Genomic DNA, 12,406 nt, shown 5'->3' with positions numbered 1-12,406 from the left:
GAAGGATTATAATGGAATCAATATTATTTGCCCGTGGGAGATGGAAGCCGTTGTCAAACAGTTCACTGAGAGAAAAGAATATCGTATTTATCGGTTTTATGGGTGCAGGAAAAACAACAATTGGGAAGCTAGTAGCTAAAAAACTATATCGAGACTTTATTGATATTGATGAAGAAATTGAAAAAGAGTATAACATGCCAATTCCGAAAATATTCGCTGAAATTGGTGAGAAAGCTTTTAGAGAAAAGGAAAAAGAATTAATTCAGAATCTATGTCACTACAAACTAAAGATTATATCGGTTGGAGGAGGAGCTTTCCTTCAAGAAGAAATTAGGAAGGTATGTCTTGATTCGAGTATTGTATTTTATTTAGATATTACTTGGGATGCTTGGAAGAGTAGGCTAAGTTCAATTATTGACAGTCGTCCTGTGCTGCAAGGGAAGTCAATAGAAGAAATCGAAGAGTTATTTTACAAAAGAAAAGAAATATATACAAATAACTATCACTCAATGATTGAAATTAGCAATCAATCTATGGATGAATTAGCAGAGAGCATTGTAAAAACGATAAAATTATCTTGGGAATTGCACGAAACCAAGTAAAAGGCCGGGTGGAGCGGAGAAGATGAAAAGAAGTGTTTCGGTTAAGGGGATAACGATAGGGGAAGGGGCTCCGAAAATTTGCGTCCCTATGGTAGGTAAAACGATTGCAGAGCTAACAGAGGAAGCACAATTCCTTATAACGGTTGACTTAGATGTAGTAGAATGGCGTGTTGATTTTTTTGAACAGGTGGAAGAACTGGAGAAAGTAAAAGAGGCTCTAGGTGCAATTCGTTCGATCCTTCATGATACACCGCTTATTTTTACATTCCGAAGTGCAAAAGAAGGCGGAGAAAAGGAAATCAGCGCTTCGTACTATTTTGAATTAAATAAGGTAATGGCCGAAAGTGATCACATTGATATCATTGATGTTGAGCTATTTAATGATGAGGAAGAGATAAAAACACTTATTTCTGTGGCGCATAGCCACAATGTGTATGTCATTATTTCTAATCATGATTTTGAGAAAACACCATCAAAGGAAGAGATTGTATCCCGTTTACGGAAGGCTCAGGAGTTGGGCGGAGATTTACCGAAGATTGCCGTTATGCCGAGGAACGCTGGGGACGTATTGATCTTATTGGACGCCACTAATACCATGAACGAGCAATACGCAGACAGACCGATTATTACAATGTCCATGGCGGGTAAGGGAGTGATTAGCCGTCTAACCGGTGAGCTTTTTGGGTCTGCCTTAACATTTGGTGCTGCAAAGAAGGCCTCAGCTCCAGGGCAGGTGCCTGTCACCGAGTTAAGGGACATTTTATTACTTATTAATAGAAGTTTATAATCACTTACTTTACAAAGTGGGTAGATACCTACCTTGTTAGCATGTTAATAACAATGGTATTAGCCCTTTAATGACAGACAGTAATGAGAGCCCCTCATTACTGTCTGTTTTTTTGCGAAAAATAGAAAATTGTTAATGTTGGGTTGATTCATTAAAGACATTAATCCATAGATTCTAGTGGATTTATTGACGAAAAGGGTACAAACCCAATGCCTGTATGAGTGTCGATACATATAAATAAAGTACACTCTGACAATAGGGATAGATGGAAGGGGGGGACATGAGCGGACTTGGGCCTTGAGGAGGTAGAGTCAACTCATGAGACATCATGAAGAACTAGTTAGATTGGAAGGAGAAAAAAATGATTCAACCTATAGTTTGGATGACCATTTTAGCTTTTGTGGTAACGCTCATCTTTATTCTGTGGAGACCTAGAGGAATTAACGAAGCCATTCCTGCTACAATAGGTGCGATTTTTGTTTTAATCAGTGGAAGTGTTTCGCTTACCGACCTTGGTATTATTACGGAAACCATATCGGGAGCAGCAATAACCATTATGGCAACGATCATAATGGCAATTGTATTAGAAAGTTTTGGGTTCTTCAATTGGGTGGCAGAGAAGCTAGCTGCTAAAGCGAAGGGATCAGGTATCCGCTTATTCTGGTATGTTAACCTTCTATGCTTTCTCATGACACTTTTTTTCAATAATGATGGAAGTATTTTAATCACTACTCCCATTCTTGTCATGTTGTTAAACAATATGGGGTTGAAAAATCATCAAAAGATCCCCTATTTATTATCAGGAGGGTTAATTGCTACGGCATCCAGTGCTCCCATTGGGGTCAGCAATATCGTCAATCTCATTGCCTTAAAAATAGTAGATATGGATTTGTATTTGCATACAGCGATGATGTTTGTGCCTGCAACGCTAGGACTGCTGTTACTGGTAGGGCTTCTGTTTCTGCGCTTTAAAAAAGTGATACCGAAAACAGTACCTGTTAAAGTAAGCGGCTTGACTCAAAGTTCCTATCACCCCCTTAAACCTAGTCCAACTTATTCCTCTGAAAAGGAAAGAACTCGGTTTATGCGAAATGTCCTGCTCTTCGTATTTGCCGTACGTCTCAGCCTTTTTGCAGCATCATACTTTGCTATTCCTGTATCTTTAATGGCCGTTATAGGCTCCCTGGTCCTTTTAGGCTGGAGGTGGGCATATTTAAAAATTTCACCCGTCGATATGCTGAAAAAAACACCATGGTATATTCTCGTCTTCGCCTTCAGCATGTATGTTATTATTTATGGTCTGCATAATATTGGTTTAACAGATTTGCTTATTGATTATATGCGTCCAATGGTATCAGGAAGCCTGCTTCATGCAAGTGTCATGATGGGAGCACTATTAACGGTTCTCTCTAACATCTTTAACAATCACCCTGCACTCATGGTCGGAACGCTTACGTTAATGAATATGGACCTTAGCCCGCTAGCTTTAAAAGTCTCTTATTTAGCAAATGTGATTGGAAGTGATATGGGGTCATTATTACTGCCTATGGGAACGCTCGCGACACTAATGTGGATGCATATCGTTAGAAAAGGAAAAGTCATGATTACTTGGTGGGAATATGTAAAAATCACATTTGTTGTCATTCCCCCCGTGACATTGTTTACATTAGTTGTCTTATATTATTGGGTTTCATGGTTATTTGGCGGAGCACTACAGTAAAGAGAAGATACGAAACAAAAGGAGAATATAAATGAATGCGTTTAATGAATTAATGGGAAAAGATATTGAAATAGAGATTTCCGGGGGGAATTTTCATTCGGGAACTCTAGTTGATTCTGGATTGGATATTCTTGTATTATATGTGGGCAGAAGTCAAAGATTCCTTTATATTCCATCCGTTCATGTTCAGCGGGTGAAAGAAGTGACAGCGGACCAAAATTCTATTGTGTATGACCTTCCTTCAGAAAAACCGATTGAATCTGATTCCCTTTCCATATCATTTCGTGGAATATTGACGAATGCCAGAGGAAGGTTTGTAGAGGTCTATGTAACAGGTAATAAATCGATTCACGGATATTTGACAAGTATCATGAATAATCACTTTGTCTTTTATTCTCCTGTATTCAAAACAGTGTTTATTTCGATGGATCATGTTAAATGGCTAATTCCCTATCCGGAACATAGTTCACCCTATTCCATCAGCAATCAGAAACTTCCAGCTGCTCCTGCCTCGATTCCATTGGCGAGAAGTTTTGAGGACCAGTGCATAAGGTTAGAAAATCAGCTTGTAGTTATTGATGGCGGCGACAGCAGTGAAAAAATAGGTTTACTTCAGAAGGTCTGGAACAACCAATTAATTCTCATAACTGCAGAAAGGAATATCGTATACCGCAATTTAGAACATGTCAAAACGATACATTTCGCATGAACACTTGGAAACTCAGGTCGATTTTAAGAAAGAAAACAAAAAATAATCCAAACCCGTTTTGCTGACAAGGATGGATTACTCTTTCGCTCTAAGCGCGATAAAATTGAACCGTGGTAATAGAGGACCGCGGTTTTTCTTTGTTATACTTATTGTAGTAATAAAATATGATTTAATGATTCAATTTGTTCGGATTCAAAAATAAAATGTTGTTAAGGATAAAGGGGGACCGTGGTACATAGAAATTCGCACACCGCTGATATAACATTAAAAGAACAACAAACTCACCACAATAGGAGGAAAATACTTGCCTCATAGACTCTGGATTGGAGTAAATAGTATTTTAATTGTATTTTCGGTTATTTATATATGGTTTTTTCGTCCACATGACAGCAGTTTGGTGATTGTGGCCCAACTCTTAGCACAAATGGCGATGATACTTTTCTTAGTTAATATCAATATGTATTTTATTTTTTTAGTGATCCGAAAATCATCCGTTAGGCAGATAAAGATACGTCTGGCGAAATTTTCGAGAGTGATGATGAAGTGGCATATTTCAATTGCGGTAACGGCTACAACCATTATTATTGGTCATGCTGCAATCAATTTATATGAAGTTGCACCTGCTGTTGGATTTGGCAACTTGAAACTCGTCAGTGGCTACCTTGCCTTATTAATCCTAGCACTTACATTATCTGCAGGTTATTTACGTCATAAAAAATCCTCAGGATTTCGACGGAAATTTCACCTCATGACTGCCATGGCATTTTTTCTACTATTCCTTATACATATGTTTATCCCAATCTAAACCGAGGTGAGTTTGATGAGGCCAACGGAAGGCACTAAACGACTAGATATCCTCGATTATTTACGAGGCTTTGCGCTCCTGGGAATTATCCTTGTAAATATCCTGCCGCTTTTGGCCGTTAAGGAGCCAGGATTTGGGACAGCAGATGCATCTTATCAACGGTTTCTTTTTTTGTTTGTAGAGGGCAGATTTTATACACTCTTCTCATTTTTGTTCGGGGTAGGTTTTTATCTATTTATCTCAAGAGCAAACGCAAAAGGGAAAAATGGATACGTTTTGTTTTTACGAAGAATTGCTGCCTTATTTATCTTAGGATGGTTCCATGTTAAATTTCACCCGGGTGAGGCATTAACGGTTTATGCGGTTACGGGTCTTCTTTTACTAGTTTTCTATAAAGTAAAAAAGGAAATTAACCTCGTTATAGGTTTAATACTCCTAATTGTCCTAAGTATAATGGCCTTTAAACTGTTTATGGTGGTACCGTTAATGCTGCTTGGAATTGCAGCTGGTCAGTATCAACTATTTGATGGTGTGGAAAAGAAGATAAATAAGGTGTCAATCTTTACAGGCCTGCTACTAGTTGTAGGTATAGCGGGACTTGTTTATCAATATCAATATGCACCTTCTAGCCCATTTGATCTTAATAATGGAGTAGATGAGGCAACTTACATGTTTTTAAGTATTGGAATTATGATTGGTCCATTAATCACTGCTGTATATGTTGGGGTGCTGATTTTACTTTTGAGATTACCGCTTATTCAAAAGCTGCTATCCCCTTTGAAAAGTTATGGAAGGATGGCCCTTACAAACTATATTTTTCAAACTGTCTTTATCTACCTAGCTGGTTATCTATTCAACCTGTTTGGTTCGTTAACCTATCTCCAATCGCTACTCGTTTGTCTAACAATTTATATCATTCAACTTATCTTTAGTGTCATCTGGCTTCGTTTTTTTCAATTTGGACCACTGGAATGGATCTGGCGTGTTGTCACCTATTTAGAAGTTCCACCAATGAGGAAAGTAATAAAAGAAGTGCATTAAATAAGAAGGACCTGCAGACAAACCATGCAGGTCCTGTGCCTATTCTTCTGTCTGTTCTTTACGGATATAATCCGAGTACTGCATGATGGATAAGGTGTTATCCACTTTTTCTTGAAGGCGATTGGTATTCTTTGTTTTCTTCATTGTTTTTCGGTCATAAATCGCAGCAGGTAGTTTCGCACTTGGTGCTGTGTAAAAGGTTTTATCACTGATAAATGATCCACCTGGAAGGTAATAACGCATGCCTAACAGATTTTTTTTGTAGTGAAAGAGATTGTGTCCGATCATTTGTGTGTCATGCTCAATGCCCAGCAAGTTTAATAATGTCGGCATGAGATCAATTTGACCGCCAAGATGGGAATAGGTCTCACCTGTAAAGAGGCCAGGTGCTGTAAATAGCACCGGTACAACAAAACGATCCTGCATAGTATATTCATGGCCTAATACTTCTTTTAATAGAATTTTATCTTGGTCGGTAACGGGAGCACCATGCAGGCCGGAGTGATCACCAAAAATCAAAATAACCGATTCATCGTAGATATCAAGCCTTTTTAACTCGTTGATGAATAACCCAATTTGTTCATCTGTATAGCGAACTGATTGGAAGTAATTGCCGACGTAGGTATCTTTATAGATTTCTGGCAGGTCTAGAAACTCATTTTCCTCAGGCATTTCAAAAGGAGTATGACTTGTGAGTGTAATAATATTGGAATACATTCTGTCGTGTGTTTTCAATTGCTTAGCTAACTGATCCTCTACAAAGTTAAACAATACTTCATCTGCAGGGCCAAAGCCAATTTCCTTTTCGTTAGGAATCTCGTTACTTGTGTAAACATAATCAAATCCTAGCGCTGGATACAATTTATCGCGACTCCAATAGGTAATATCATCCGCGTGATAGGTTGCAGCACCATAGCCATGCTTTTTTAACGTCCAAGCAAGGGAAGGAATCTCTGTACCTTCTATGGTATTAACCGTTGGGTCCATGCCTTCTGGATACAACGAAGTATGCATAAGCCATTCGGCGTCTGATGTATTACCTGCTCCGATTTGCTGATAAACGTTATCAAAATAAGCACTTTCTTTCAAGAGTCTATTCAGGTTTGGCGTAATTTCCTGACCATTAATCCTTTTATTGATGGTGAATTCCTGCAGGGACTCCACTTGAATAATAAATACATGGCGATTTTTTGCAAGCCCATATGTGTCATGTTTATTTGCAGGAACATAGGTATTGCCTTTTAGCTTTTCAAGCTCTTTTTCAGAAAGTCGTTCCTGACTGGCAAAAGCAGTTCCGAGACTGTTTTCGTAAGCCTGAACGAATTGTGATTGGATATAGCCATGCTTTTTTGCAAAGTAGGATACATCAATTAACGGATAGCGAAAAGCTATAAAAGTCATAATCAGCCCAAGACATCCAAATCCAATAGCCCATTTTTTTGCACCAGCAAAGGATGTGGAGCCTTTTTTGAAAAACCAGATAAGCGGAAGTACTAAGACAACATCTAAGAAAAATAAAAAATCATAGGGACTGCCGAGAAGGGCGACTGTACCGCCGACAGAATTGGATTGATAAATTTGTTTGACATCATAATAAGATGGTACGGTTGAAAAATACCGGGTATAATAAACTACGACAATGAACAGAGTCGACAAGAATAGATTATAAAGCCATATGGCTAACCAAGTCCGTTTTTTAAAAAATATCATCAGTGCTGATAAAACAAGAGCCCACATTGGAAACTCAACAAGTAACACATGAAAAAACGATGTGTTTTCAAAAACTACAACCTGAAAGGCAAAGATTTTTATAAACAAAACAAGCAATAGTAATACAATTGGATGGAGAAAACCAATAAGCGAAATCCTATTCATAAAAAACACCTCTAAAAGAAACTCTTCTCTCTTAAACTTATCAAAACATCTACAATTCTATCAACTAATAAAAGATAAATAAATATTAATTTTCTGAAACCTTGGTTTACGCTGAAATAATTTTTCCAATATGATATGATTATGCAGAATTTTGGCAAAAATAACTTTATAACATTCGAAAGGGGAAATAGAATGGGAGTTTATGATAATGAAGGGGCAGCTTCGATGCCAACTGGTCAGCCCTCGAGAAATATATTTGCCAACCGAATTGTCTTGGCGATTATGTCTTCAAATTTTTTACTTCAGTTAGGAATATGGATTCGAAATTTTGCTATTTTATTGTACGTTACAGATATGACAAATAACGATCCTGTCTATGTTTCATTAATTTCTGTTGTTGAGTTTGCACCGATATTTATCTTTTCATTTATTGGGGGAACATTTGCAGACAGATGGAAGCCTAAACGAACAATGGTTTGGTGTGACATGTTGTCAGCTTTCTCAATTGGTTTAGTGTTATTAGCACTGCTGTTTGGCTCGTGGCAGGCAATCTTTTTAGCGACATTAGTCTCAGCTATTTTATCACAGTTTTCCATGCCATCGGCAATGAAACTATTAAAGCAGCATGTGCCTGGTGAACAATTACAATCTGTCATGGCTATGTTTCAATCGTTAATGGCTATTTTTATGGTAATAGGTCCTGTTATTGGAACACTTGTCTACCAAAAGTATGGCATTTATGTATCAATCGGCGTCATGGGAGCGATGTTTTTGCTTTCTGGACTTGTGTTAATGTACCTTCCGCGGGACCTAGAGAAGGAAACATCAGAGGTTGAAAATAATTTTAAAAAGGAACTGGCGGATGGGTTTCGCTACGTGATGTCCAAAAAAGTACTCAAATCAATGGGAAGTGTTTTTGCATTTTGTGGCTTAGCTGTGGGGCTTATTTCACCTCTGGCGATTTTTGTAACGATGGAGAAACTTGAAATGCCAAAAGAATTTCTCCAATGGTTATTAATGGCAAATGGTGCAGGTATGTTGCTTGGTGGTGGAATTGTTATGGCTTTTTCAAAAAAAATCTCCCCACAAAAGCTGCTAGCTCTTGGGATTTTTGCCAGTATGTTTTTTACCATCGGTGTAGGCTGGTCTACAAGTGTAGTATTAACACTAGTCTTACAAGTCTTAAATGGCATGTTCTTCCCATGTATTCATATAGGAATAAATACGATTATTCTTAAATATACAGATGAAGCATTCATCGGACGCGTAAATGGAGTGCTTAATCCGCTGTTTATGGGGACGATGGTTATTGGAATGTCGGTTTCAGGTTTGGTAAAAGTTCCACTTACTTTATCAGGAGTGTATTCGGTATCAGGACTATTGTTTCTGATTGGTGCTTTCCTAGTTGTTCCTCTTTTTAAATTTAAAGAGGAAGGACCTAATCTTTCTGTGTCAGAGAAGCAGCCACAGGTATAAATTGAAAAAGGTGCATTAAGCTTAGCTTAATGCACCTTTTTTATCACCACTATTAATTTCATGTTCTCCGCTTGTTAGTTGTTGCTCTGCAAATTCACGATATAAAGCGTGTGAATGTATTAATTCTTGATGGGTGCCGATTCCAGTTACTTGCCCCTTTTCGATAAAAATAATCTTATCCGCATCGACAATAGTGGATAATCGATGAGCAATCACAAAGGTTGTCCGACCTTCCATGAGTCGGGATAAAGCCTGTTGGACGATACCTTCTGATTGACTGTCTAAGCTAGCCGTTGCTTCATCCATCATTAAAATTTTAGGATCTCGTAAAAAAGCACGAGCAATGGCAATCCGCTGTCTTTGTCCTCCAGAAAGTTTTACTCCCCGTTCGCCAACCTCTGTGTCCAGTCCGTCTGAAAATGATCTAATAAATTCGTCTGCATAGGCCATCTCCGCTACTTTCCAAAGAGTGTCATCAGAAATTGTTTCTTTATCTTGGAGTCCATAACATAGATTTTCGCGAATCGTTCCCGCCATCATCGCACTTTCTTGTGAAACATACCCAATTTGGCTGCGCCAAGTTGCAGTCAATAAATCAGTGATGGCGATGTCACCAACCGTAATTTTGCCCGAAGTCGGCTCGTAAAAGCGTTCAAGTAAGCCGAACATAGTGGTTTTTCCGCCGCCGCTTGGACCGGCAAAGGCAATCATTTCCCCAGGTTGTGCCTCAAAGGACACATTTTCAAGGACTGGCTCCTCTTCACTATATGCAAAGGAAATATTCTGGACAGAAATCGGTTTATTGGAAATATCGATTTCCATACCATCCTGTCCTTCTTCAAATGGGAGGTCTAGAATATCAATAATCCGCTCGGTAGCACCTTTTGCCTTTTGTAATTGGGTGAAAAACATCGCAAAGCTGGTTATTGGAAAAATGATTTGAAATAGATAGAGTAAGAAGGCAACAAGGGAACCGGTGGACATCGTTCCATTGGCAACCCGCATGCCGCCGTACCCAATAATCATTACGATTACGACCATAACAACTAGATACATGATGGGAGCAATTAAAGAGGTAATTCGTGCCTCTTTTAAACCAAAGCCTAATAATTTTTCGATTCCGGATAATCCCTTTGATTCTTCATATTTTTCAGCAGTTGACGATTTCATTAATCGAATTTCACTAAGAGTTTGTTGGATATGCCCAGTAAAAGCTGCTGTTTCATCCTGTAAACCGCGTGAGATTTTCGCCATTTTCCTGCCAAGAGGCATCATAATAAGAAAGGTAAGCGGAACAGATATTAACATTAATATTGTCATCTTCCAATCCATAATAAGGAGAATGACGATGGCACCGATAATGGAAATGATTCCTGAGATAAATTGTGGAAAGTGATTTGAAATTAAATCGCGGACTACACTTGTATCATTAACAATCCGGCTGACTGTTTCTCCACTTGATTGTTTGTCAAAATAACTTACCGGTAATCGAATCAGTTTTACCCACATACGTTCACGGAGTCGCGCAACAATCTTTTGACCCACAAAACTTAGCAGATAAATGGACACGCCGCTGATAATCGCTTGAAAAATAAAAGCAGCGCCAATTCCAATCATAAGCGGAACACTTAAGGAGGACACTGAGAAACCATCAACTAAATTTTTGGTTAATACTGGAACGAGAAGACCCGCAAGTGTTGTAATAAGACTTGCTGTTAATCCGATAGCTAAAGCAAGTTTCGGGATTTTAGTTGATAAAATAAGAGAAACAAATGGTTTTAAGCCATTTTGGTTTTGATTCATTAGGTGTGACTCCAATCCATAATAAAAGAATGTTTTCAATAAGCATAATACTTTCATATGAAGTGATATGCAAATGATATTTTGATAAGATGAAGCAGGGAAAAGAAAGAGAGGAATTATATAAACGATGAATGAATCAAAAGCGATAACGAAATCAAATGTAACGAGTGAATCCAAAGCATGGCTTTACGTAATTCTTGCTGGATTTCTAGAAGTAGTCTGGGCAAGTGGTTTTAAATATGAAGAAGTTCCTTCCCTTGTTGTTCTTATAGCGATATTATTAAGTTTTGATTTGATTATTAGAGCTACTAAGGTGATACCTGTAGGGACGGTTTACGCCGTATTTGCGGGTATTGGTACGATTGGGACCGTCATTGTCGAGGTTATCTTTGAGAATGACTCTGTTAGTCCATTAAGAATCGCCCTTATTTTATTATTATTGGTTTGTATCATTGGCTTGAAGTTAACGAATAAGGACGGTGAAGTATAGTGGATTGGCTGATGCTTATTTTTGGAGGGTTATTTGAAGTTGTTGGGGTAATCGGTTTAAAAAGAACGGCCGATAAAGGGAATGTTGTCAATTACCTCATTTTAATTGGAGGATTTATTATGAGTTTCCAGCTGCTCGTTGGGGCGATGGAGACGATTCCGTTATCAACTGCCTATGCAGTATGGACAGGGATTGGTACGGTTGGGGCAGCGATTGTTGGAATGGTTTTCTTCAAGGAATCGAAAAGTTGGCTTCGGATAGCGTGTATCCTTGGTATTATTTTTTCGGTGGTCGGTTTAAAACTGGTACATTAATAGCATTCAAATGGACCCAAACCTAATGAATCAAGATGTTAGTCCTTAATAAAGCATTCATGATGACCAAAAATCCAAGAAAAATCGGAATAGTGGTAACCATGAAGCGTTCATAATGACCAAAATCCAAGGGAAATCAGAAAAGTGGTCATCATGAAGCGTTCATGATGACCAAAATCCAAGGAAAACCGGAAAAGTGGTAACCATGAAGGTTCATGATGTACTTATAATAGAAAAAAACATCTCTCGAACTATCGGGAGATGTTTTTCTTCTACTATAGATTGGTTAACTTCTCAAGTTCCGAAAAAACAGCCTCATAATCCTCTTTTTTATCTGCTTTAAAGGAGGTGTTTATATAAGTAATTACGCCATCCCGATTGACAACAAACACGGAACGGATGGCAACTCCGCCTTTTTCGTTATACACCTTATAGTCCTTAATCGTCTGCCTTTGCCAATCGGAAGCTAGTGGATAGGGCAAAGTCGCCATGCTGGCGGCAAAGACTCTGTGCGAATGAATATGATCTGCACTGATTCCAATTACTTCTGCGCCTGCCTGTTCAAATCTTTTGTAATCCTCTTTCCAAGAGGCTATTTCTTTAATTCAGCCGGGAGTAAAATCCATTCCGTAAAAGGCAACGACCACGTTCATCTTTCCACGATAGTCCGAAAGAGAAAGGGGATCTTTTGTTGTTGCTGGTAATGAAAAATTAGGTGCGATGTCCCCAACCTTCAAGGTTCCTTCCAAGATAACACATCCTTTCTTGAAACAATCTCCTTTGC

Annotated in this window: 12 protein-coding genes; 9 read left to right on the top strand and 3 right to left on the bottom strand. The window is 38.4% G+C overall.

Features of this window, described 5'->3' with window-relative positions; genetic code table 11:
- Positions 1-11 precede the first annotated feature (11 nt).
- The 6 genes from QUG14_RS16170 (at position 12) to QUG14_RS16145 (ending at position 5,664) form a co-directional block, all read left to right on the top strand.
- On the top strand, positions 12-602 hold the full coding sequence (locus tag QUG14_RS16170) for a shikimate kinase (RefSeq protein ID WP_289341545.1): 591 nt from the start codon (positions 12-14) through the stop codon (positions 600-602).
- A gap of 22 nt (positions 603-624) precedes the next feature.
- Positions 625-1,389: a type I 3-dehydroquinate dehydratase gene (gene aroD / locus QUG14_RS16165; RefSeq protein WP_289341544.1), complete on the top strand. Its 765-nt coding sequence runs from the start codon at positions 625-627 to the stop codon at positions 1,387-1,389.
- A 361-nt stretch (positions 1,390-1,750) separates the two neighbouring features.
- The gene (locus QUG14_RS16160) at positions 1,751-3,109 is read left to right on the top strand and encodes an arsenic transporter (protein WP_289341543.1); all 1,359 of its coding nucleotides are present in this window, start codon (positions 1,751-1,753) and stop codon (positions 3,107-3,109) included.
- A 31-nt stretch (positions 3,110-3,140) separates the two neighbouring features.
- Positions 3,141-3,818, top strand: coding sequence for a DUF2642 domain-containing protein (locus QUG14_RS16155; RefSeq protein ID WP_289341542.1), 678 nt, complete (start codon positions 3,141-3,143; stop codon positions 3,816-3,818).
- A gap of 304 nt (positions 3,819-4,122) precedes the next feature.
- Complete coding sequence (locus QUG14_RS16150) at positions 4,123-4,623, top strand: hypothetical protein (protein WP_289341541.1); 501 nt, start codon at positions 4,123-4,125, stop codon at positions 4,621-4,623.
- 15 nt (positions 4,624-4,638) lie between these two features.
- Positions 4,639-5,664 carry a DUF418 domain-containing protein gene (locus tag QUG14_RS16145; RefSeq protein ID WP_289341540.1) on the top strand — a complete coding sequence of 342 codons (1,026 nt, stop codon included), beginning with the start codon at positions 4,639-4,641 and terminating at the stop codon, positions 5,662-5,664.
- Between the two features lie 39 nt (positions 5,665-5,703).
- Here the strand turns inward: QUG14_RS16145 and QUG14_RS16140 are convergent, their stop codons facing one another.
- Positions 5,704-7,539 (bottom strand): LTA synthase family protein, encoded by a 1,836-nt coding sequence (locus QUG14_RS16140; protein ID WP_289341539.1) that lies wholly within the window; start codon positions 7,537-7,539, stop codon positions 5,704-5,706.
- 192 nt (positions 7,540-7,731) lie between these two features.
- Between QUG14_RS16140 and QUG14_RS16135 the strand changes: the two genes are divergently transcribed.
- Positions 7,732-9,015, top strand: a complete 1,284-nt coding sequence (locus QUG14_RS16135) for an MFS transporter (RefSeq protein ID WP_483310733.1) — start codon at positions 7,732-7,734, stop codon at positions 9,013-9,015.
- 21 nt (positions 9,016-9,036) lie between these two features.
- Here QUG14_RS16135 and QUG14_RS16130 read toward each other — a convergent pair whose 3' ends face one another.
- Entirely contained in the window at positions 9,037-10,818 is a 1,782-nt protein-coding gene (locus QUG14_RS16130) for an ABC transporter ATP-binding protein (RefSeq protein ID WP_289341538.1), read from the bottom strand.
- Positions 10,819-10,945: 127 nt separating this feature from the next.
- Between QUG14_RS16130 and QUG14_RS16125 the strand changes: the two genes are divergently transcribed.
- Complete coding sequence (locus QUG14_RS16125; RefSeq protein ID WP_289341537.1) at positions 10,946-11,308, top strand: DMT family transporter; 363 nt, start codon at positions 10,946-10,948, stop codon at positions 11,306-11,308.
- The gene (locus tag QUG14_RS16120) at positions 11,308-11,622 is read left to right on the top strand and encodes a DMT family transporter (RefSeq protein ID WP_289341536.1); all 315 of its coding nucleotides are present in this window, start codon (positions 11,308-11,310) and stop codon (positions 11,620-11,622) included. Before QUG14_RS16125 ends, QUG14_RS16120 begins: the two co-directional genes overlap by 1 nt.
- A gap of 275 nt (positions 11,623-11,897) precedes the next feature.
- On the opposite strand, the gene QUG14_RS16115 is transcribed toward QUG14_RS16120, so the two are convergent.
- Positions 11,898-12,359 carry a peroxiredoxin family protein gene (locus tag QUG14_RS16115; RefSeq protein ID WP_289344163.1) on the bottom strand — a complete coding sequence of 154 codons (462 nt, stop codon included), beginning with the start codon at positions 12,357-12,359 and terminating at the stop codon, positions 11,898-11,900.
- Positions 12,360-12,406: the final 47 nt, after the last annotated feature.

The organism is Neobacillus sp. CF12 (genome assembly GCF_030348765.1).
GTDB lineage: Bacteria > Bacillota > Bacilli > Bacillales > Cytobacillaceae > Neobacillus.
This window is presented reverse-complemented; position numbering and strand designations above follow the sequence as displayed.